Raw genomic sequence first — 20,962 nt, 5'->3', positions numbered from 1 at the left:
AGGTCAGCGCCGTCCCTTGGGGGTGCGTGGCGGTGGGGGCGGAGGCGGCGGTGGCGGGGGAGGAGTGCGTTTCTCCGGCGGGGACTCCGGCGAGCCGCCCCTGCGCCACCCCGGCCGTCGTGGCGGCGGCGTCACCGGCCTGGCCATGGTGGGAAGGCCGTACAGGTTCTCGGGCGGCTGCTCGTCCTCACCCGAGCCGCGCCCCTCGCCCGGACCGCTCCCGGGCTCACTCCGCTCACCGGAACCGGCCCGCTCCGGCCCACTGCTCCTTTCGGGCGACCCCGCTCCCGTACGCGGGGCATCGGGCGGCCACCCGCCCTCGTACGACTGGCGGCCGTAGGGGACCCGACCGCTCGCGGGTGGCCGACCGGATCCGGACCCCGGCTGCTGGCCTCCCTCATAGGGCCGCCCCGGCTCGGCCGGCCGGGCGTCCTCGGGTTCCAGGAGCCCGTCGGGCAGCCGCAGATACGGATTGGTGTCGCGGTTGGGCGGCCGGTACGGCGAACCGGGCGCGTAAGGGCCGGACGGGGGTCCGGAAGGCGGTCCGGACGGCGGTCCGGGATACGGGCCCGGCCCGCCGGCCTGCTCCGGGTGACCGCCGTACCGCGCCTCCTCGGCCGCCGTACCCGTCACCCCGGTCGCCCCCACAGCTCCCAGCGTCCCCGTGGTCCCGGTCGCCGCTCCCGCCCCTCCCGGCCCGGCCGGACCCGCCCATGTGTCACCCAGTGCCAACGGCACCGCCCGCCACCCCGCCGCCCCGCTCACGTACGCCAGCAGCGCGCCGGCGGCGCCCGCGGCCGCGCCCCACAGCGCGCCCAGCAGCACAGCCGCGACCAGCTGCCCGTGCAGCTGGATTCCGGCGCCGAACGCGTCGAAGCCCAGGACCGAGATCGAGGCGTCCACGGACACCTCCGCCAGCCAGGCCAGCAGCGGCAGCGCCACCGCCGTCACCACCCCCAGCCGCAGCGCGCAGCGGCCGACGAAACGCAGGGCGCCGGGATCCCGTACGGCGAGAGGCACGCGCGCGTGGACGTCGGCCGGGCCGACACCTCGGGCCAGCGGTGTCCGGGCCGCCGCGAGGATGCCCGCGAGCAGCATCATCAGGACCGCCGCGACGCCCAACAGCCACACCCGGCTGTCCAGTTCGGCCAGTTTGCCGAGGCTGACCGACTGATCGGTCTCCGAGCTGCTGAGGAGCCGGTCCAGGGGGTCCGGGAGGACGTTCACCAGGATCCCGGACGCGCTGCCGTCGAACGGGACGAACAGGCCGATCGGGACGCCCAGCCAGACCCCGTTGGGGGCGCCGAGCAGGGCCGCGCCCGCGATGCGCTTGGGATGGTCGTCGCCGATCGCCGCGTACGCCGCCGCCGCGAACCCGGCCGCCACCGCCACCAGCAACACCGTGACCAGGGCGGACGCAGCCGGACGTACGACGCGGTGGACCGCTTCCCAGCCGGGTGGCAGGGGAGTGCGGCGGGAGGCCAGGAGGGCGATCGCTAGGACTCCGGCCGCCCAGACCAGGCCGCCGAGCAGGGTGGGCAGCGTGTCGACGGTGAAGCCGACCGCCGCCTTCGCGTCGACCAGGTCTCCGACCCGGTCGGGCAGCAGACCGCTGATGTCACCGAGCCCGGGGATGTCGAGACCCCCGCCCCCGTCGCCTCCGCCGCCCGTGCCCGGCAGATCGTCGAGGCCCAGAGCGCCGCCGTCGATCGTGATGACGTCGTGCCCCGCCCAGGCCAGCCCGCCCAGGGTCGCGACGAAAAGGGCGATCACCGCACCCGCGCGCGTGAGGAGTTCGGACAGGGAGATCACAACTCCCGCGCCGCGCAGGGACCGTAGGAAGAACCAGGACAAAAGCAACGCACCCACCAGGCCGACGCCGAGTGGCGTGATCTCGATGGCGGTGGCCGCCTCCGCTCCTTTCAGGCCGAAGGCCGACACATCACCGGACGGGGTGACCGAACCACCCGCCCCAAGTGCCACAACCGCCGCGGTCATCGGGCCGAGAGAGGCCGTGGAGTCCGCCTCCAGCAGATGCAGTCCGAGCGCGGCCGTGCCCGCCATTCCGATCAACGCCCAGCTCACAGCGGCGATCGCGGAGAGCAGCACGTCTCCCCACGGCAGCCTCCTGCCCTGCTCGGCGGTCTCGATGCCCATCGTCAGCCCCCGATCCGCGCGGCGGCGGTCCACCCCGCGTGTCCCCCTCGCGTGGGATTACCACTCTCCGGGCCGGTTTCCACCCCGTCAACGGCGCGTCGCTGTCCGCTTGCACGCTCCGTCCGCAAGGCCCGACTTTCGGTCAGGGGCTGAGCCTGAAATAGTTCCCCACGATGTTCGACATCCCTAGACTCCCCGTGTTGGGGCTAATTTCGGGGGACAACTCAGTGGGGCTGGAGTGCCTGAACTCGTACTCGAATTGAACGGACGGACCTGGACGCTCGATTCGTCCAGGCCGTACACCCTCGGACGTGATCCGCAGGGGGACATCGTGCTCGATGACGCCAGGGTCTCCTGGCGGCACGCCACGATCAGCTGGGGGGGCCGGAGCTGGGCCATCGAGGACCACGGCAGCACCAACGGCACCTTCGTGCAGGGGCATCGCATCCATCAGATGGAGATCGGGCCCGGCTCGGCCGTCCATCTCGGCAACGCCACCGACGGCCCGCGGCTGAACCTCTCCAGCAGTGCCGCCTCGGTCGCGACACCGCAGGCGGCGCAGCCTCAGCAGCAGCCGTTCGCGGCCCAGGGCGCGAGCCCCGGCTGGGCTCAGCAGCCGCCGCCGCAGCAGCAGGCGCCGGAGCAGAGCTGGCCGCGGTCCGAGCCGCAGCAGGCCGCCGCGGTCCCGCGGCAGCAGGGCCCCGACTCGGGCGCGGGGGCGCCGCCGGTGTACGGCGACCGCAGCCCGACCACCTTCCACCAGCTGCTCCTCGGCCGCGTGATGCGCATCGGCCGTGCGCTGGAGAACGACCTGGTCGTCTCCGACCTCCAGGTCTCCCGCAACCACGCCGAGTTCCACGCGACGCCCGACGGCCGTTTCGAGATCCGTGACCTGGGCTCGCACAACGGCACGTACGTCAACGGCATGCCGATCGCCAAGGGTGGCACCGCGCTGCTCGGCCCGAACGACATCGTCGGCGTCGGCCACTCCACTTTCCGTCTGGTCGGCGACCGGCTCGAGGAGTTCGTCGACACCGGCGAGATCTCTTTCTCGGCCCGCCATCTGACGGTTACGGTGGACGGCGGCAAGGACATCCTCAAGGACGTCTCCTTCGGCGTACCGGAGAAGTCGCTGATCGCGGTCATCGGCCCGTCCGGCTCCGGCAAGTCGACGCTCCTGAAGGCGCTCACGGGCTACCGCCCGGCCAACAAGGGCGATGTCCTCTACGACAACCGGAACCTGTACAAGCAGTTCGCCGAGCTGCGCCAGCGCATCGGTCTGGTCCCGCAGGACGACATCCTGCACAAGGAACTGACCGTCAAGAAGGCCCTCAAGTACGCGGCCAAACTGCGTTTCCCCGCCGACACCACGACGGAGGAGCGCGAGCACCGCATAGACGAGGTGCTGCGCGAGCTGAAGCTCGACATCCACAAGGAGAAGAAGGTCACCTCCCTCTCCGGCGGCCAGCGCAAGCGCGTGTCGGTGGCCCTGGAGCTGCTCACCAAGCCGTCGCTGATCTTCCTGGACGAGCCGACCTCCGGCCTCGACCCGGGCATGGACCGCGACGTCATGCAGCTGCTGCGCGGCCTCGCCGACGACGGCCGTACGGTCCTCGTCGTCACGCACTCCGTGGCCGAACTGGCGATCTGCGACAAGCTCCTGGTGATGGCGCCGGGCGGCGCGGTGGCGTACTTCGGCCCGCCCGAGGAGGCTCTGAACTTCTTCGGCTACGACACCTGGGCCGATGTCTTCTCCGCCTTCGAGAACTACCGCGACTACGACTGGGCGGGCCGTTGGAAGGGCTCGCAGCACTACCAGATGTACGCCGCGGACATCGACGCCGTCGCCCCGCAGTCCGTACACATGCCGCCCGCACAGGCCATGCGCCCGCCCAAGCCGCAGGGCTGGGGCTCCCAGCTGATGACCCTGATCCGGCGGTACACGGCGGTCATCGCTTCCGACAAGGGCTTCCTGGCGCTGACGGTGATCCTGCCCGCGGTCCTCGGCGCGGTGAGCCTGCTCATCGACCCGGACAAGACCCTGCTGCCCGGCAAGGTGGCCAGGAACGGCGTCAACATCCCGAACGGCACGGCCACCACCGTCCTCCTCATCCTCGCGGTGGGCGCCTGCTTCGCCGGCGCCGCCAACTCCGTCCGCGAGCTGATCAAGGAACGGGTCATCTACGAACGGGAGCGCGCGACCGGTCTGTCGCGCTCCGCGTATCTGATGTCCAAGGTGATCGTCCTCGGCTTCATCACGGTCCTGCAGGGCCTCATGGTCGGCGCGATCGGCTTCGCCAGCCGCACGGTCCCCGAAGAGGGCCTGATCTTCGGCAAGCTCGTGCTGCTGGAACTCTCCATCCCGATCATGGCGCTCGGCTTCACGTCGATGATGTTCGGCCTGGTCATCTCGTCCCTGGTGAAGACCTCAGAGAAGACCATGCCGCTGCTCGTCATGTTCGCGATCATCCAGGTCGTGTTCACGGGCTGTCTGTTCATCCTGCACGGCAACATCGGCGTCAACGAGTTCTCGTACCTGATGCCGTCCCGCTGGGCGGTCGCCGCCGCCGGGGCCACGCTCGACTTCAACAAGATCAGCCCGAACGTCGACGACCCCGGCAGCACGGACCCCCTCTGGGACCACACGGCCATGGCCTGGGGCATCGACATGGCCGCCCTGATCGCCCTCGGCGTGATCTGCGGCTTCTTCGTGGCCCGCTTCCTGCGCCGCCACGAGCCCGAGGTCATGCGCAAGTGACCGAGCCCGTACGACGGTGAAGGGCGGCACCCCGGCGGGGGTGCCGCCCTTCGGCGTACGAGAGGTCCGCGCGGCCTCAGTACGCGCCGTTGACGTTGTCGATCGAGCCGTACTTGTCGGCCGCGTAGTTGGCGGCGGCCGTGATGTTGGCGACCGGGTCGTACTGGCTGTGGACGGTGCCCGAGACGTGGTACGCGTCGAAGGTCGGCTTGATGACCTGCAGCAGACCGATCGACGGGACGCCGTTGATGGCGTTGATGTCCCAGTTGTTGATCGCGTTCGGGTTGCCCGAGGACTCCCGCATGATGTTGCGGTACAGACCGTTGTACGAACCCGGGATGCCCTTGGCCTTCATGATGTCCAGGGACTCCTTGATCCAGCCGTCCAGGTTGTTGCTGTACGACTTCACGGCGGCCTTCTTGATGGCGGCGCGCTTGGCGGCCCGGCTCGCGGCCGCCTTCGCCGCGCGCTCCTTCGCCGCCTTCGCCGCAGCCTTCTTGGCAGCGGCCTTCTTCGCGGCGGCCTTCTTTGCGGCAGCGGCGTCGGCTGCCTTCTTCTTCGCCGCGGCGGCCTCGGCCTTCACGGTCGCGCCGGCCAGCTGGTCGGTGACGCTCGCCTTCACGTCCTTGGCCCGCTCCTGGCTGAACACCACGGGAGCGGTGACGGAGGCGACCTCGGAGGTGGTCTGCGCGTTGCCCGGCACCGCGGTGAACGCGAGGGCGGCCGCGCCGAGCGTGGCGACTCCGGCGATCGAGAACTTGTGGGTCCTGGTCAGCTTGCGACTGTGACCGGAAGTGGCGGTGTTCTTGGGCATGGCGGTGGACCTCTTCGAATAGCGCGGAGGTCGCTCGGCGTCCGGTGGGGACAGTGGTGCTTCCGGCACAAACGCCGCGGGCGGAACCCGCGGCGCTGAGCGACGGCTGCCATTCTTAGCGGCCGCAAAATTGTGTGGCAAAGGTGTGACGTACTAGGAGGGGTAGTGGACCCGTGAAGGGCAAAATAGGACAGACCGGAGCGTCTTTCCCGCTCACCGTGTGAGCGTTTGTCTCCTATGACCCCTAGTAAGTGATGTGCGTCCTATGTGCGGGGTCACATCGGCCGCACACGCATCTCACCAGTAGTTGCGAGAGCAATGCTCAGCGTGAGGCATTTGTTTCAGGCCTCCGCCGGAAGGAGGAGATGCACGTCCCCGAACTCGTGCCACAGGTACCGCTCGCGCAGCGCCTCCTCGTACCCACGGTCGATCGCCGCCCGCCCCGCGACCGCCTCCAGCATCAGCAGATGCGACGCCTGAGGCTCGTGCAGCCCAGTCAGCAGCCCGTCGACGACCCGTACTCCGCGCTCGGGCGTCACCACCAGATCGGTCCACCCCTCGGCCGCCCAGACCACACCGTCCGGCCCGGCCGCGGACTCCACGGCCCGCACCGCCGTCGTACCGACCGCCACGACCCGCCCGTCCCCGGCCCGCACGGCGTTGATCAACCGGGCCGAGGCCTCCGGCACCGCGAACCGCTCCGGATACGGCGGCTCGTGCGCCTCCGTCGACGCGACCCCCGTGTGCAGCCGGACGGGCGCGAACTGCACACCCCGGCTCACCAGCTCCGCCACCAGCCGCGCGGTGAAGGGCCGCGCGGCACTCGGCATCTCCGCGCTGCCCGCCCCGTCGCAGGACGGCAGCGCGAACACCGTCTGATAGACGGCCAACGGCTGGTCCCGTTCCGTATAGGAGTAACGAATGGGGCGCCCGTGCGCCCGCAGGACAGGCGGCACCTGCCCGTCCGCCCGCGCCCACCACAGCCGGGCGGCGCACGCGGTCAGCGGCTCCTCCAGGACCAGCCGTACGCCCCCGGGCAGCCGTACGGCCGTTCCCTCGGGTCCGCCCGCACGCGCGCGCGTGGTGCCCCTTCCGTCGGGATCCCGCAGCTCGACGGCCCACCGCCCGTCGTCCCCACGCGTCGAGAAATGCACCACCACGCGCGCGTGCCCGATCCACCCGTCCACGGCGGCGGCCAGCGTCGGCGACGTGTTGACGACGAGCAGATCCCCGGCCCGCAGCTGCCGGGGCAGCTCGGCGAACGCGTGATGCGACACCGCGGTCCCCCGCGACACGAGCAGCCGTACGTCGTCCCGGTCAAGACCCGGCCCACGCTGCTCGGCCGGCACCCGCGCCGACAACTCCTCCGGCACCCGCACGGTCAGCGTCATCGCACCTCCAGCAGGGACGGCGCCGAGTACCGCCCGCTGGCCGGCCGCTCGTCCAGCAGCCGCAGAAACGCGGGCACGACGCTGCCGGGCTCGGGCCGCGGATCGTCGTCGTCCGGTACGGCCGCCGCGTACAGGTCCGTCCCCATGTCACCGGGGTCGACCGCCCAGACCCGCACCCCGGGCTCCTCCTCCCCGAGCACCGCCGCCAGCTGGTCGAGGGCCGCCTTGGACGCCCCGTAGCCGCCCCACGTCTCGTACGCCTCGGCCGCCGCGTCCGAACTGACGGCGATCACCGTCCCGGCCGCCGACTCCCGCAACAGCGGCAGCGCCTCCTGGACCAGGCCCAGCGCGGCCACGACATTCACCTCAAGCGCCCGTCGCAGCCCCTCCAGGGACAGCCCCTCCAGCCGTACGAGGGGTTCCGCGCCCAACGCGCTCGCGTTGCTCACCAGGAGATCGACGCCGCCCAGCTTCCGCGCCGCCGAGACCAGCCCGGCACGGTGACCGCCGTCCGTGACATCCCCTGGGAGGGCCTCCACCCGCCCTCCGTGCGCCGAGAGCGCCTCGGCGGTGGCATGCAGGGCCGCCGGGGTTCTGGCGTCCAGTACGAGATCCCAGCCGCGTTGGGCGAGCGCCGAGGCCAGCGCCCGCCCCAGCCCCTTGGAAGCCCCCGTGATGATCGCTACCGGCATGACACGCGTCCCCTCGTCCTCGGCTGCCGGTGATCGGCAGTGCACCCAACGTAGGAACGGGACCGTCCCGGCCGCCTCGTCCGGGGGCCGCAATCCGGTGGGGCCCTTTGCCCTAGGCCCTTCGGCCCAGACCGGGGCCACCACTGGGCGGATACGCACTGTCACACCCCGCCGGTACCGTGAGGGCATGAGTCAAGGACCACGGTCCGGTCTGTCCGCGGTGAGCGCCGCGCTGCTGGCCATGAGCAGGCACCTGGAGGTGCGCGACGTCCTCAAGACGATCGTCGCCTCCGCCAGAGAGCTGCTCGACGCGCAGTACGCCGCGCTCGGCGTCCCGGACGACCACGGCGGCTTCGCCCAGTTCGTGGTCGACGGCGTCAGCGACGCCCAGTGGAAGGCCATCGGCCCCCTCCCGCGCCGGCACGGCATCCTCGCCGCGATGCTGGACGAGGCCAGGCCCGAGCGCCTCGCCGACGTCCGCAAGGACCCGCGCTTCGAGGGCTGGCCCTCCGCCCACCCCGACATGTCCGACTTCCTGGGCCTGCCGATCCGGGACGGCGACGAGGTGCTCGGAGCCCTGTTCCTGGCCAACAAGAACTGCGCGAAGCCGGACGGCGGCTGCGGCTTCACCGAGGACGACCAGGAACTCCTGTCGATCCTCGCCCAGCACGCGGCGATCGCCCTGACCAACGCCCGCCTCTATGAACGCAGCCGCGAACTGACCATCGCCGAGGAACGCTCCCGCCTCGCCCACGAACTGCACGACGCGGTCAGCCAGAAGCTGTTCTCCCTGCGCCTGACGGCCCAGGCCGCCGCCACCCTGGTGGACCGCGACCCCGACCGCGCCAAGGGCGAGTTGCAGCAGGTGGCCGCGCTCGCCGCGGAGGCGGCCGACGAACTGCGCGCGGCGGTCGTGGAACTGCGCCCCACGGCCCTGGACGAGGACGGCCTGATCGCCACGCTCCGCACCCACGCCCAGGTCCTCGACCGAGCGCACTCCGCGCGCGTGACCTTCGACAGCCGCGGGGTCCGTGCCCTGCCGGCGGCCCAGGAGGAGGCGCTGCTGCGGGTTGCCCAGGAGGCCCTGCACAACGCGCTGAGACACTCCGGGGCGGCCCTGGTGGAGGTGACCCTCACGAAGCGCGGCCAGGGCGCGGCCCTGCGCATCACCGACGACGGCGGCGGCTTCGACCCGACGGCGGTACGTAGCGCCGGACGCCACCTCGGCCTGGTCTCCATGCGGGACCGGGCGAGTGGGGTCGGCGGCAGGCTGGATGTGCAATCGGCGCCCGGAAAGGGCACCACCATCGAGATGGAGGTCCCCGGTGGCTGACGCGATCAAGGTGCTGCTCGTCGACGACCACCAAGTGGTCCGCCGCGGCCTGCGCACGTTCCTCGAAGTGCAGGGCGACATCGAGGTCGTGGGCGAGGCGTCGGACGGAGCCGAGGGGGTCGACCGCGCGGAGGAACTCAAACCCGACGTCGTCCTCATGGACGTCAAGATGCCGGGCATGGACGGCGTCGAGGCGCTGCGCAAGCTCCGCGAACTCGACAACCCCGCGCGCGTGCTGATCGTCACGAGCTTCACCGAACAGCGCACGGTGGTCCCGGCGCTGCGCGCGGGCGCCGCCGGGTACGTCTACAAGGACATCGACCCCGACGCCCTCGCCGGAGCCATCCGCTCCGTCCACGCCGGACACATCCTGCTCCAGCCGGAGGTCGCCGGCGCGCTCCTCACCCAGGAGGAGACGCACTCGGGCCAAGGGAGGGGCGGTTCGCTCACCGAGCGGGAGCGGGAAGTACTGACACTGATCGCGGACGGCCGCTCGAACCGGGAGATAGCGAGGGCCTTGGTCCTGTCCGAGAAGACGGTGAAGACACACGTCTCGAACATCCTGATGAAGCTCGATCTGGCGGACCGCACCCAGGCGGCGTTGTGGGCGGTACGTCACGGTGTGACCGGATGACCGGCAATTCGGAGCGTTCCCTTCCGGGCTGAGATTCATACCGTCGTGGGAATGTCCCCCGGATGGCGCATCCTTCGTGGATCTCCGGCGTTCTTCAGTGCGTGCCGCGGCGACCTGCCGCGGTGAACGCAATGGGAGGGCTCAGAAGTGAAGAACCTGAAGAAGGCCGTCGCTGTCACGATGGTCGCGGGTGGCCTGGTCGCCGCCGGCGCCGGTTTCGCCTCCGCCACGGACGGTGCGCACGCGGACGGCAAGGCCGTCGGCTCGCCGGGTGTCGCCTCGGGCAACCTCATCCAGGCCCCGGTGCACATCCCGGTGAACGTGGTGGGCAACAGCGTCAACGTCATCGGCGCGCTGAACCCCGCCTTCGGCAACCTCGGCCTCAACCACTGAGAAACCGTGGGGAGGTCGGTCGGGCGTCGCGGATTGCCCCGGACGGGCATTTCACCGTAGGGATCCGTATCGCCCGGCACCTCTCCCGCGTTGCGCGGCGTACGACCCGCGGCCGGGTCGCCCACGCAATCGCAGGAGGACGCTTCCCATGAACATCGCCAAGAAGGCAGCCGTGGCCGTCACGATCGCCGGTGCCGCCGCGGGCGCCGGCGCGGGTGCAGCCGCCGCCGACTCGGACGCCCACGGTGTGACCGCGAAGTCCCCGGGCGTGGCTTCGGGCAACCTCGGCCAGGTCCCCGTGCACGTCCCGGTCAACGCCGTCGGCAACACGGCCAACCTCATCGGCGCCCTGAACCCGGCCTTCGGCAACACCGGCGTGAACGACTGACACCGGACGGTAACGCCGAGAGCCCCGCGAACAAGAACGGTTCGCGGGGCTCTCGGCGTTACGTTTCAGCCCGTCCGGCGTTTGAGGACGAGGCCGTCCAGGCCGAAGCGGGGGCCTGGGGGCGGCAGCCCCCAGAGACGCCCACACCAACAGACCCGCACCCCCGAACAAACCTCACCGCACCCCCCGCTCAACCACAACGGAGTTGTACGCCGCGACCTGCGCCCGCCGAGCCGTCCGCTCCACCGGCCGCAACGCCTCGGCCCGCGCCGAGATCTCCGACGCGCTCACCGCACCCCCGGGCCCGTTCTCGGACGCCACCGAGATCAGCAGCCCCACCCGCTGCGCCAACTCCAGCACCCGTACCGCCCGAGGCGGATACCCCGGCGCCAACACCTCGCGCCCGGCCTCCGCCCGCGCCCGGTACGCGTCGATCGCCGCCTCCGCGACCGGCCCCGACCCGGCGACGTCCAGCCGCGACAACACCGCCGTCGCGTCCCGCAACGCCTCCGCCAACTCCCGCTCGGCCTCCCCGAGGGACGGCACATCGGCGGGGGGCGCCTCCCGTACGGGCAGACAGTGCCAGACGACCTCGACGTGTACGTCCCCGGCCGGCCCGACCTCGTACACCTCCGGCACCAGCCCCAGCGCGGCGCCCTCGCAGATCACCGCCTCCTCCGCGTCCAGCGCCCGCGCGTTGAACTCGGGGGGCCCGCTCAGCCCGAGCGGATGCCCGGGCGCGGGCAGCGCGATCCGCAGCCCGGACGCACCCAGCGTCCGCAGCCGCCCCAGCGCGAGCGTGAGACCGACGGGCGCCGATTCACCGGGCAGCCCCTCGACCCGGTGCACGGCGTCCTCCCCGACGATGGCCACTACCGCGTCGTCCGGCGAAACAAGTCCGGCCAACAGGGCATTTCCCCATGCGGCCAGTCGTCCTGAGCGTGGTTCCGAGAGCATGCCTCCACCCTAAGGACCGACCGAGGGGCGGGACCGGCCGACCGGTGGCGTAGATTTCGTGGGGGGCTGCGCCCACAGGCGCACACGAACGCGAGACTGGCCGATACTTCAATGGGAGACAACCCGCTCATGAGCGATGTTCTGGAGCTGGAGGACGTATCCGTGGTCCGCGAGGGCCGGGCTCTGGTGGACCAGGTCTCCTGGTCGGTCAAGGAGGGGGAGCGCTGGGTCATCCTCGGCCCGAACGGCGCCGGGAAGACGACCCTCCTGAACCTCGCGTCCAGCTACCTCTACCCCAGCCAGGGCACCGCCACCATCCTCGGCGAGACCCTCGGCAAGGTCGACGTCTTCGAACTGCGCCCGCGCATCGGCATGGCCGGCATCGCCATGGTCGACAAGCTGCCCAAGCGCCAGACCGTGCTCCAGACGGTGCTGACCGCCGCGTACGGCATGACGGCCGGCTGGCAGGAGGAGTACGAGGACATCGACGAGCAGCGTGCTCGCGCCTTCCTCGACCGCCTTGGTATGAGCGACTTCCTCGACCGCCGCTTCGGCACCCTCTCCGAGGGCGAGCGCAAGCGCACCCTCATCGCCCGCGCCCTGATGACCGACCCCGAGCTGCTGCTCCTCGACGAGCCCGCCGCCGGCCTCGACCTCGGCGGCCGCGAGGACCTCGTACGCCGTCTCGGCCGGCTCGCCCGCGACCCGATCGCGCCCTCCATGATCATGGTCACGCACCATGTCGAGGAGATCGCCCCGGGCTTCACCCACGTCCTGATGATCCGTCAGGGCAAGGTGCTCGCCGCGGGCCCGCTGGAACTCGAACTCACCTCCCGCAACCTGTCGATGTGCTTCGGTCTCCCCCTCCTCGTCGAGCAGCGCGGCGAACGCTGGACCGCGCAGGGTCTGCCGATGGCCTGACGGCGCACGGCACATGAGCCGCCTTGTAAAACAACTGGAAGAAGCCTGTGCCAAGTTGATCGGCGCCCTGTCGGTGACCAGGCCCGCGGACCTACCATGACGACGTGGACGACATCGACGCATGGGTGTGGTGGCTCATCGGCGCGGCGGCGCTGGGTATCCCGCTCGTGGTGACCGCGATGCCGGAACTCGGCATGCTCGCCGTGGGCGCCCTGGCGGGCGCCGGCACGGCCGGACTCGGCGGCGGACTCGTCGTCCAGGTACTGGTGTTCGCCGCTGTATCGACCGCGCTCATCGCCGTCGTACGGCCCATCGCGACCCGGCACCGTGGCGATCGGCCCCAACTCCTCTCCGGAATCGACGCGTTGAAGGGCAAGCGGGCCGTCGTCCTGGAACGCGTCGACGGCTCCGACGGCCGGATCAAGCTCGCCGGAGAGATCTGGTCGGCCCGTTCCCTCGACGCCCAAGTCGCCTACGAGGTAGGCCAAGAGGTGGACGTCGTCGAGATCGAAGGGGCCACGGCGATCGTCATGTGACCTCGCACGACGCAAGTGAACGGAACGTGCACGAGGCAGCCGACGGTCTGTCACACTCGACCAGCAAGATCTTCAACAAGCAAGATCTTCAACAGGCATAAGATCTTTCCGTAAGCGCGCCGAGGCGGAGAAGGGTACGGGGAGCCACGATGGAGCCCATCATCATCGTCCTGATCATCCTGGTGGTGTTGGTCTTCATCGCCCTGATCAAGACCATCCAGGTCATTCCACAGGCGAGTGCAGCGATCGTGGAGCGGTTCGGCCGCTACACGCGGACGCTCAACGCCGGGCTGAACATCGTCGTCCCGTTCATAGACACCATCCGCAACCGCATCGACCTCCGCGAGCAGGTCGTGCCGTTCCCGCCGCAGCCGGTGATCACCCAGGACAACCTGGTCGTCAACATCGACACCGTCATCTACTACCAGGTGACCGACGCCCGGGCCGCGACCTACGAAGTCGCCAGCTACATCCAGGCAATTGAGCAGCTCACCGTCACCACGCTCCGTAACATCATCGGTGGCATGGACCTGGAGCGGACCCTGACCTCCCGCGAGGAGATCAACGCGGCCCTGCGCGGAGTCCTCGACGAGGCCACCGGCAAGTGGGGCATCCGCGTCAACCGCGTCGAGCTGAAGGCGATCGAGCCGCCGACCTCCATCCAGGACTCGATGGAGAAGCAGATGCGCGCCGACCGTGACAAGCGCGCCGCGATCCTCACCGCCGAAGGTATCCGCCAGTCCCAGATCCTCACGGCGGAAGGTGAGAAGCAGTCCGCGATCCTGCGCGCCGAGGGTGAGGCCAAGGCAGCCGCCCTGCGCGCCGAGGGCGAGGCCCAGGCCGTCCGTACGGTCTTCGAGGCCATCCACGCCGGCGACCCGGACCAGAAGCTCCTCTCCTACCAGTACCTCCAGATGCTCCCGAAGATCGCCCAGGGCGACGCCAACAAGCTCTGGATCGTCCCCAGCGAAATCGGCGACGCCCTCAAGGGCCTCTCCGGAGCCATGGGCAACTTCGGCGGCATGGGCGGCGGTTCAGGCACCGGAGGCAACACGGACACCCCCACAGAACGCCGAGAGAAGCCGTCAATCACAGACTGACGGCTCATCAAAACTCCGGGACCTGTCCCCGCGCCCTGCTTTTAGGGGCGCGGGGAACTGCGCGACAAGCCACAACGAGCCCACTGCCAACGAACAACCGGTGGACCCCAGAACTAGGCTGCCGGCTGCCCCAACCACTCAGGCAGCGCATCAAAGTCGTCCTGCCCCAAAGCCAACAGCATCGCATCAGCCGGCGTCGGCTCGAACGGCTGCCGCAACAGCGGCATCCCCGCCTGCTCCGGAGTCCGCGCAGCCTTACGGTGATTGTCCTCCGCACAAGACGCCACCGTGTTCAACCACGAGTCCTGCCCACCCTGCGCCCGCGGCACCACATGGTCGACAGTGCTCGCCCGCCGACCGCAGTACGCGCACCTGTGCCGGTCCCGGACCAGCACACCCCGCCGCGACCACGGAGCTTGTCTTCGGAAGGGCACCCGGACATAGCGGCAGAGCCTGATCACCCGCGGCGCGGGTATGTCGACCGCCGCTCCGCGCATACGGATCTCGGGGTGGGCCTGCTCGACAACAGCCTTGTCCTGCAGCACCAGAACGACGGCCCGGTTCAACGTCACCGTCGACAGCGGCTCGAAGCTCGCGTTCAGTACCAGCGTGTCTCGCATCCAGCCCACCTCCTATGCTCACCGGCCCACCGCATGGCGGGCTTGGATCAACTCTGGCCGGGCACGCCGAGATGGACAACGCAATATCTGTGCTCGCCGGGGGACACCCCCCGGACCCCCGGCACAAAAAATGCCCGCCTCTGATCACTTCCAAGACCAGAGGCGGGCAAACGTTCAATGAACGTCAGTCTTCGGCGGGAACCTCGTACTCACCGACGAGTTGGGCACGCGCGATCGCGTGGAACCGCAGATTGAACCCGACGTACGCGGGAGACGCGTCCGCGTCCGGGCCCAGCTTCTCCTGGTCCACCGCGTACACCGTGAACACATACCGGTGCGGACCGTCCCCGGCCGGCGGCGCCGCACCGCCGAAGTCCTTCGTGCCGTAGTCGTTGCGCGCCTGGACCACGCCCTCGGGCAGCCCCTCGAACTTGCCGCTGCCCGCACCCGTCGCCAACTCGGTCACCGAGACCGGGATGTCGAACGCGACCCAGTGCCAGAACCCGCTGCCCGTGGGCGCGTCCGGGTCGTAGCAGGTCACGGCGAAACTCCTGGTCTCCGGCGGGAACCCCTCCCACCGCAGCTGCGGCGAGGTGTTGCCGGACGCGTAGACCTGAGCGTCCTTGAGCGTCGCACCCGCCTCGACATCCTCACTCGTGACCGTGAACGACGGCACGGGCGGATGGAAGTCGTGCGGCAGCGGCGGCCTCTTCAGCTCGGTCACGTGGATACCTCCTGATGGGATCGGATGGGGATCGAATCGACTGGGAAGGCCTCGGGCATCCCGCGTCACCGAGGTGTCAACTGCGTTGACTACGTTGGCCCGATGACCTGTTACGTACGCCGAAGAACCCTGATCACAGCCCTGATGGCCCTGGCCGCCAGCCTAGTTGCCATCCCGCCCGCGGAAGCGAGCGGCACCCGGATATCCACCGACCGGATCGTCGGCGACCAACAGGTACTCTTCCGCTCCGGCACCGGCGGCTACGGCTGCTTCCGCATCCCCACCCTGATCCGCACCAAGGCCGGCACCCTGCTCGCCTTCGCCGAGGGCCGCTCCTCACCCTCCTGCGCCGACCGCGGCCCCATCGACATCGTGGTCCGCCGCTCCACCAACGACGGCCGCACCTGGGGCCCCGTCAAGGTCGCCCTCGCGGGCACCGCCACCGACCCGGACGCCCCGTACACCCGCGACAACGCCTCGCCCGTCGCCGACGAGGTCACCGGAGACGTCTTCCTGGTCTCCACCGGCGAACCGGCGAGCCGCGGCACGCGCATACCGTACGTCCAGAAGAGCACCGACGACGGTCTCACCTTCGGCGCCCCGAGCGCCCTCACCCGCCTCAGCGGCAGGACCAGCGGCTGGTTCGCGACCGGCCCCGCCCACGGCATCCAGCTCAAGAACGGCCCGTACGCCGGCCGCCTCGTCGTCGGCGCGTACGAGAGCCCGAACTCCACGACCCAGCTCGCCGGCGTCCTCTACAGCGCCGACCACGGCGAGACCTGGCAGGCGAGCACCACCGAGAACTCGTACGTGGCGGGGGAGTTGAAGCCCACCGAGACTTCGGTGGCCGAACTCGCGAACGGCGACGTCTACCTCGCCACTCGCAACGAGCAGGACGACACCAAACCGCACCGCACCCACGTCATCAGCACCGACGGCGGCACCACGGTCGGCCTCCACACGGTCGCGGGTCTGACCACACCCCAGATCCAGGCCTCGGTCTTGTCCCTGACACACACCTACCAGTCCACCCCGGGCGACACCCTGATCCTCGCCGCCCCACTCGGTCCCGGCCGCGCGAACCTCGGCATCCGCTACTCCACGAACCGCGGCGCCACCTGGACCGACGCCCCGAGCGGCCGGATCAACGCCGACCGCGCGGGCTACTCGGACCTCGCCGAACTCACCGGCGGCGAGATAGGCCTGGTCTACGAGGGAGGCCAGGACTTCTCCGCCGCCAACATCTACTTCAACCGCCTCGCCCCGACGACGATCGGACTCCCCGGCACCTTCGACGGCACGGTCCTCCCACAGCCGTCGCGGGACGCCGGTCCCACCACCCCCGACACCACCCCGGACGCCAACGACGCCTACCTGAGCGGCAGTCCGGCCGGCGTGAGCGGCAAGTTCCGGCAGGCGCTCGACTTCCCGAGCCCCGGCGGATACGCCGACATCCCGTACAGCCCGACCGTCGACCCGGGCGCGGACGACGTCACGTACTCACTCCTCTTCAAGCACACGGCGACCTCCACCACGCCCCAACGCGCCCTGCTCTGGGCGTACGGCTACAACGCGGCCAAACCGCAGCTGTGGATCCGCGCGGTGCCCAGCACCAACCAGATCGTGGCTTGGGCCGAGGGCTCCGGCGGCAGGGTCAGCGTCACCCTCCAGGCCCCCGACGGCTCCGCGGCCTACGGCGACAACGCCTGGCACCACCTGACCCTGGTCCGCTCCGGAGACAAGATCAGCCTCGCGGTCGACGGTACGACCGTCACCAGGACCGGCGTCACCGGCTCGCTCACCTCACCCCGCGCCTCCGGCGTCGACGGCATCCGCCTCGGCGCGAAATCGGACGCCGGCGCGAGCGACGTCTTCACCGGCGCCCTCGACGAGTTCCGGATGTACGACACCGCCCTCACCGACACCCAACTGACGGAACTGCGCACCCAGAACACGGCCACCGGCGCGGCCGACGCCCTCGCCGCCCACCTCCCTTTCCAGACCGTCGACACCGCCACGGACCCCGACCCGCTCACCACGGTCGCCATCGAGGACGACATCTCCGGCAACTGCGCCGACGGCACTCTCCTGCTCGCCACGGACGCCACCCCGCGCGTGACGGACGAGTACCGCATGGGCGCCTCGGCCCTCCCGGTCGCCACGGACCGCCCGGGCGTCGAGGTCCCGTACGTACCCGCCGTCGACCCGGGCACGGGCGACTTCACGTACGCCCTCTGGTTCCGCTACAGCGCCACGCCCACGACACCCGCCGCGGCCCTCCTCTGGGCATACGGCACCGCCTCGGGCCAACCCTCCCTGTGGATCCGCGCCCGCCCCGGCGACGACGGCCTCTACGCCTGGGCGGAGACGAACGAGGGCCGGACCAACTTCGCGATCCCCGACCCCGACGACACCCGGACGGCCTTCGGCGACAACCAATGGCATCTGCTGACCGCCACGCGCGCGGGCAGCACCTTCACGGTCGAGGTCGACGGCACCCACACCACCCAGGCCACCGGCCTCACCGGCTCCTTCACCGAGGGCCGCACCACCGTCCCGGGCCTGCGCATCGGCTCCCGCCCCGGCACGACCACGACCGAGATCCTCACCGGCACCCTCGACGACCTCCGCATCTACCACCGCGCCCTCACGGACACCGAGACCGGCAAGATAGCCGCGTCCGGATCGGGCACGAGCGCCTATCCCACCGACAGCAAGGTCTGGTGGCCGATGGAGAACGGCACCACCCAGGCCCACGAGATCGCCCGCCCCACCACAGGCCCGGCCACCCCGGACACCACCACCCACTGCAACAACGCCTACGTACGCGGCGCCCCGGCCTTCTCCGCCACGGACGGCGCCTTCGGCGGCGGCATCACGCTCGACGGCACCGACGACGCGGTCGAACTCCCGTCCAGCGATTCGGAGTCCCTCGGCGCCGGCGACTTCACCCTCGCCACCTGGGTCCGTTACGACGCCACGACGGCCACCGGAACTCCGGTACTGGCGTGGGCGTACGGCCAGGGCGGCACCGAACGCCAACTGTGGCTGCGCGCCGAACCGGCGAACGGCCGCCTGGCGGCCCTGATCCAGACAGAAGCGGCGGCCACCACGGCGTACGCACCCGACACCGTGTTCCGCTCCGGCACCGACTGGCACCACGTGGTCCTGCAACGCAAGGGCACCCAACTCACCCTGTCCATCGACGGCGTGACCGGCACCACGGGCACGGTCCCGGCCGGCTCGCTCACCTACGGCGACGCGTTCACCGTGACCGGCGTCCACCTGGGCGGCCGCCCGGACGGCGCCTCCGCATACCGCTTCAAGGGCTCCCTGGACGAGTTCCGCCTCGTCCGCCGCGCCCTCACCCCCACCGAACTCACCACCCTGCGCGAACAGAACACCGACCCGACGGACCGCTCGATCACGGCCCGCCTCTCCTTCGAGAAGGTCACCACACAGGGCTACGCCCGCATGTGACGTACGGAGGAACGCGGGAGGGGCAGGCAACGCCGTTCGGGCGTTGCCTGCCCCTCCCGCGCTTGTACTCGCTGCTAGAACCAGTTGCGCTTGCTGCCGACCGCGGCCAGCCATTGGTTCAGGTACGCCGCCCAGTCGGTGTTCTGGTAGTCGTGCAGGCCCACCTGGAACGACCGGAAGGTGTCACTGCCCTCGCTGAACAGCCCGGGCTTCTTGTCCATCTCCAGTACGACGTCCATCGCGTTCTCGTCGGCGACGAAGCTCAACTCGACCTGGCTCAGGCCCTGGTACTGCGACGGCGGGAAGAACTCGACCTCCTGGTAGAAGGGCAGCTTCTGCCGCGTACCGCGGATGTGACCGCGCTCCAGGTCTGCGTTCTTGAAACGGAAGCCCAGCTGCAGGAAGGCGTCCAGGATCGCCTTCTGTGCGGGCAACGGGTGCACGTTGATGGGGTCCAGGTCACCGGAGTCGATGGCGCGCGCGATCGCCAGCTCGGTGGTCACCCCGATGTTCATCCCGCGCAGCGCCTGACCGTCGATCATCGTGACCGGCGTCTCCCAGGGGATCTCCAGGCCGAACGGCACGGTGTGCACGGCACCGGCCTGGACCTCGAAGGCCCCGCCCAGCCGCACCTTGGTGAACTCGACGTCCTGCTTGTACTCCTGGTCGCCGCCCTCGACCTCGACCTTGGCCTGGAGTCCTACGGACAGCCCTTCGATCTGCTGGTTGACGGAACCGCCCTGGATCCGCACCTCACCCTGGACGACACCGCCCGGAACGACGTTGACCTCCGTCAACACCGTCTCGACCGAAGCCCCACCGGCACCCAGGCTCGCGAGCAGCTTCTTGAACGCCATGTCTCTCCTTCTCCAGCGATCCTTGCGATCCCTTGATCCTTAGAAACGCGATCCGACCGTGGCCGGTTCCGTGCCTCACCCTGGCAAGGCGGACGCTTCCTGGCCACCCCGTTCACCGGGACACGCCTGCACTACGCTCGGACGGCATGATCGCGCCCGCTGACCGTACGCCCCTCCCCAGGGAGTTCTTCGACCGGCCGGTACTGGAGGTTGCCCCGGACCTCCTGGGCCGCGTCCTGGTCCGCACCACCCCGGACGGTCCGATCGAACTGCGCCTCACAGAGGTGGAGGCGTACGACGGCCCGAACGACCCCGGCTCCCACGCCTATCGCGGCCCCACACCCCGCAACAGCGTGATGTTCGGTCCGCCCGGCCATGTGTACGTCTACTTCACCTACGGCATGTGGCACTGCATGAACCTGGTGTGCGGCCCCGAGGGCACGGCGAGCGGGATCCTGCTCCGCGCCGGCGAGATCATCGAGGGCGCCGAACTCGCCCGCAAACGTCGAATTTCAGCCCGAAACGACAAGGAACTGGCCAAAGGCCCGGCCCGCCTGGCCACAGCCCTGGACGTGGACAGGGCCCTCGACGGTACGGACGCCTGCGCTCCCGGGGCCGCACCGATCATGATCCTGACCGGCACCCCGGTCACCTCCGGCCAGGTGAGCAGCGGTCCGCGCACCGGCGTCGCCGGCGACGGGGGCGTCCACCCTTGGCGCTTCTGGATCACCAACGACCCTACGGTGAGCCCTTATCGGGCCCATGCGCCCCGTCGTCGCTCAACTTGACGAGCTCTTGGGGGGTCCGTAATGTAGCCCGAGCCGCTTGAACCGGGTACGGCGATCGCCTGCAGCCGGAAGTGGCCAACCCACTACCTACGACTCCCTCTCAGCGGGGGCGATTTCGGTGTGCCCGCACACTGAATTGCGAACCCGCGGAACTCGATTATGAGTCGCCGAGGGAATCGGCTAACGTAGTGAATGTCGAAAGGGCGACGGGCGAAAGCCGGAAGACCAAAGACAATCCCGCCGACAGGGAATCGGATCAGAAAACGATCTGATAGAGTCGGAAACGCAAGACCGAAGGGAAACTGCCCGGAGGAAAGCCCGAGAGGGTGAGTACGAAGGAAGCGTCCGTTCCTTGAGAACTCAACAGCGTGCCAAAAATCAACGCCAGATATGTTGATACCCCGTCCATCACATTCGTG

Annotated in this window: 18 protein-coding genes; 10 read left to right on the top strand and 8 right to left on the bottom strand. The window is 70.0% G+C overall.

Going from position 1 to position 20,962, the window contains the following annotated elements; all coding sequences use genetic code 11:
• Positions 1 to 3: 3 nt before the first annotated feature.
• The gene (locus ACWCRB_RS34755; protein WP_450999871.1) at positions 4 to 2,157 is read right to left on the bottom strand and encodes a streptophobe family protein; all 2,154 of its coding nucleotides are present in this window, start codon (positions 2,155 to 2,157) and stop codon (positions 4 to 6) included.
• 238 nt (positions 2,158 to 2,395) lie between these two features.
• Between ACWCRB_RS34755 and ACWCRB_RS34750 the strand changes: the two genes are divergently transcribed.
• Positions 2,396 to 4,915 carry an FHA domain-containing protein gene (locus tag ACWCRB_RS34750; RefSeq protein WP_450999863.1) on the top strand — a complete coding sequence of 840 codons (2,520 nt, stop codon included), beginning with the start codon at positions 2,396 to 2,398 and terminating at the stop codon, positions 4,913 to 4,915.
• A 76-nt stretch (positions 4,916 to 4,991) separates the two neighbouring features.
• Here the strand turns inward: ACWCRB_RS34750 and ACWCRB_RS34745 are convergent, their stop codons facing one another.
• From ACWCRB_RS34745 to ACWCRB_RS34735, 3 genes are all read right to left on the bottom strand, one after another.
• Positions 4,992 to 5,729, bottom strand: coding sequence for a transglycosylase SLT domain-containing protein (locus ACWCRB_RS34745; protein ID WP_450999862.1), 738 nt, complete (start codon positions 5,727 to 5,729; stop codon positions 4,992 to 4,994).
• A gap of 341 nt (positions 5,730 to 6,070) precedes the next feature.
• Positions 6,071 to 7,120 (bottom strand): S-adenosylmethionine:tRNA ribosyltransferase-isomerase, encoded by a 1,050-nt coding sequence (locus ACWCRB_RS34740; protein ID WP_450999861.1) that lies wholly within the window; start codon positions 7,118 to 7,120, stop codon positions 6,071 to 6,073.
• On the bottom strand, positions 7,117 to 7,812 hold the full coding sequence (locus ACWCRB_RS34735; RefSeq protein ID WP_450999860.1) for an SDR family NAD(P)-dependent oxidoreductase: 696 nt from the start codon (positions 7,810 to 7,812) through the stop codon (positions 7,117 to 7,119). Before ACWCRB_RS34735 ends, ACWCRB_RS34740 begins: the two co-directional genes overlap by 4 nt.
• Before the next feature lie 187 nt (positions 7,813 to 7,999).
• Between ACWCRB_RS34735 and ACWCRB_RS34730 the strand changes: the two genes are divergently transcribed.
• The 4 genes from ACWCRB_RS34730 to ACWCRB_RS34715 all read left to right on the top strand — a co-directional run bounded on the left by ACWCRB_RS34730 (position 8,000) and on the right by ACWCRB_RS34715 (position 10,560).
• Positions 8,000 to 9,145 carry a GAF domain-containing sensor histidine kinase gene (locus ACWCRB_RS34730; protein ID WP_369033730.1) on the top strand — a complete coding sequence of 382 codons (1,146 nt, stop codon included), beginning with the start codon at positions 8,000 to 8,002 and terminating at the stop codon, positions 9,143 to 9,145.
• Positions 9,138 to 9,779 carry a response regulator gene (locus tag ACWCRB_RS34725; protein WP_450415783.1) on the top strand — a complete coding sequence of 214 codons (642 nt, stop codon included), beginning with the start codon at positions 9,138 to 9,140 and terminating at the stop codon, positions 9,777 to 9,779. The genes ACWCRB_RS34730 and ACWCRB_RS34725 overlap by 8 nt, the downstream gene beginning before the upstream one ends.
• A gap of 147 nt (positions 9,780 to 9,926) precedes the next feature.
• The gene (gene chpE / locus ACWCRB_RS34720) at positions 9,927 to 10,172 is read left to right on the top strand and encodes a chaplin ChpE (RefSeq protein ID WP_450999859.1); all 246 of its coding nucleotides are present in this window, start codon (positions 9,927 to 9,929) and stop codon (positions 10,170 to 10,172) included.
• A gap of 148 nt (positions 10,173 to 10,320) precedes the next feature.
• Positions 10,321 to 10,560: a chaplin gene (locus tag ACWCRB_RS34715; protein WP_450999858.1), complete on the top strand. Its 240-nt coding sequence runs from the start codon at positions 10,321 to 10,323 to the stop codon at positions 10,558 to 10,560.
• Between the two features lie 174 nt (positions 10,561 to 10,734).
• Here the strand turns inward: ACWCRB_RS34715 and ACWCRB_RS34710 are convergent, their stop codons facing one another.
• On the bottom strand, positions 10,735 to 11,517 hold the full coding sequence (locus ACWCRB_RS34710) for a hypothetical protein (protein ID WP_450999857.1): 783 nt from the start codon (positions 11,515 to 11,517) through the stop codon (positions 10,735 to 10,737).
• Between the two features lie 129 nt (positions 11,518 to 11,646).
• Here ACWCRB_RS34710 and ACWCRB_RS34705 point away from each other — a divergent pair, with 129 nt between their 5' ends.
• The 3 genes from ACWCRB_RS34705 (at position 11,647) to ACWCRB_RS34695 (ending at position 14,074) form a co-directional block, all read left to right on the top strand.
• Entirely contained in the window at positions 11,647 to 12,438 is a 792-nt protein-coding gene (locus tag ACWCRB_RS34705) for an ABC transporter ATP-binding protein (RefSeq protein ID WP_369033726.1), read from the top strand.
• Between the two features lie 104 nt (positions 12,439 to 12,542).
• Positions 12,543 to 12,974 carry an NfeD family protein gene (locus tag ACWCRB_RS34700; RefSeq protein ID WP_450999856.1) on the top strand — a complete coding sequence of 144 codons (432 nt, stop codon included), beginning with the start codon at positions 12,543 to 12,545 and terminating at the stop codon, positions 12,972 to 12,974.
• 149 nt (positions 12,975 to 13,123) lie between these two features.
• Positions 13,124 to 14,074, top strand: a complete 951-nt coding sequence (locus tag ACWCRB_RS34695) for an SPFH domain-containing protein (RefSeq protein WP_450999855.1) — start codon at positions 13,124 to 13,126, stop codon at positions 14,072 to 14,074.
• 113 nt (positions 14,075 to 14,187) lie between these two features.
• On the opposite strand, the gene ACWCRB_RS34690 is transcribed toward ACWCRB_RS34695, so the two are convergent.
• Complete coding sequence (locus ACWCRB_RS34690; protein ID WP_450999854.1) at positions 14,188 to 14,694, bottom strand: HNH endonuclease; 507 nt, start codon at positions 14,692 to 14,694, stop codon at positions 14,188 to 14,190.
• A gap of 184 nt (positions 14,695 to 14,878) precedes the next feature.
• Positions 14,879 to 15,418: a YbhB/YbcL family Raf kinase inhibitor-like protein gene (locus ACWCRB_RS34685; protein ID WP_450999853.1), complete on the bottom strand. Its 540-nt coding sequence runs from the start codon at positions 15,416 to 15,418 to the stop codon at positions 14,879 to 14,881.
• 102 nt (positions 15,419 to 15,520) lie between these two features.
• Here ACWCRB_RS34685 and ACWCRB_RS34680 point away from each other — a divergent pair, with 102 nt between their 5' ends.
• Positions 15,521 to 18,898 carry a LamG-like jellyroll fold domain-containing protein gene (locus tag ACWCRB_RS34680; RefSeq protein ID WP_450999852.1) on the top strand — a complete coding sequence of 1,126 codons (3,378 nt, stop codon included), beginning with the start codon at positions 15,521 to 15,523 and terminating at the stop codon, positions 18,896 to 18,898.
• Between the two features lie 74 nt (positions 18,899 to 18,972).
• On the opposite strand, the gene ACWCRB_RS34675 is transcribed toward ACWCRB_RS34680, so the two are convergent.
• Positions 18,973 to 19,755 carry a sporulation protein gene (locus ACWCRB_RS34675; protein ID WP_369033720.1) on the bottom strand — a complete coding sequence of 261 codons (783 nt, stop codon included), beginning with the start codon at positions 19,753 to 19,755 and terminating at the stop codon, positions 18,973 to 18,975.
• A 146-nt stretch (positions 19,756 to 19,901) separates the two neighbouring features.
• Between ACWCRB_RS34675 and ACWCRB_RS34670 the strand changes: the two genes are divergently transcribed.
• Positions 19,902 to 20,543 carry a DNA-3-methyladenine glycosylase gene (locus ACWCRB_RS34670; protein WP_450999851.1) on the top strand — a complete coding sequence of 214 codons (642 nt, stop codon included), beginning with the start codon at positions 19,902 to 19,904 and terminating at the stop codon, positions 20,541 to 20,543.
• Positions 20,544 to 20,962 lie beyond the last annotated feature (419 nt).

The organism is Streptomyces sp. NPDC002156 (assembly GCF_053593675.1).
Note: the sequence above shows the minus strand (reverse complement) of the source record. Positions and strands in the feature narration are given on the sequence as shown.

Coding starts and splice junctions, on each gene's coding strand:
- ACWCRB_RS34745 (WP_450999862.1), bottom strand. CDS start 5,729: ATGCCCAAGAACACCGCCACTTCCGGTCACAGTCGCAAGCTGACCAGG.
- ACWCRB_RS34715 (WP_450999858.1), top strand. CDS start 10,321: ATGAACATCGCCAAGAAGGCAGCCGTGGCCGTCACGATCGCCGGTGCC.
- ACWCRB_RS34755 (WP_450999871.1), bottom strand. CDS start 2,157: ATGGGCATCGAGACCGCCGAGCAGGGCAGGAGGCTGCCGTGGGGAGAC.
- ACWCRB_RS34695 (WP_450999855.1), top strand. CDS start 13,124: ATGGAGCCCATCATCATCGTCCTGATCATCCTGGTGGTGTTGGTCTTC.
- ACWCRB_RS34730 (WP_369033730.1), top strand. CDS start 8,000: ATGAGTCAAGGACCACGGTCCGGTCTGTCCGCGGTGAGCGCCGCGCTG.
- ACWCRB_RS34675 (WP_369033720.1), bottom strand. CDS start 19,755: ATGGCGTTCAAGAAGCTGCTCGCGAGCCTGGGTGCCGGTGGGGCTTCG.
- ACWCRB_RS34710 (WP_450999857.1), bottom strand. CDS start 11,517: ATGCTCTCGGAACCACGCTCAGGACGACTGGCCGCATGGGGAAATGCC.
- ACWCRB_RS34705 (WP_369033726.1), top strand. CDS start 11,647: ATGAGCGATGTTCTGGAGCTGGAGGACGTATCCGTGGTCCGCGAGGGC.
- ACWCRB_RS34680 (WP_450999852.1), top strand. CDS start 15,521: ATGACCTGTTACGTACGCCGAAGAACCCTGATCACAGCCCTGATGGCC.
- ACWCRB_RS34670 (WP_450999851.1), top strand. CDS start 19,902: ATGATCGCGCCCGCTGACCGTACGCCCCTCCCCAGGGAGTTCTTCGAC.
- ACWCRB_RS34690 (WP_450999854.1), bottom strand. CDS start 14,694: ATGCGAGACACGCTGGTACTGAACGCGAGCTTCGAGCCGCTGTCGACG.
- ACWCRB_RS34740 (WP_450999861.1), bottom strand. CDS start 7,120: ATGACGCTGACCGTGCGGGTGCCGGAGGAGTTGTCGGCGCGGGTGCCG.
- ACWCRB_RS34735 (WP_450999860.1), bottom strand. CDS start 7,812: ATGCCGGTAGCGATCATCACGGGGGCTTCCAAGGGGCTGGGGCGGGCG.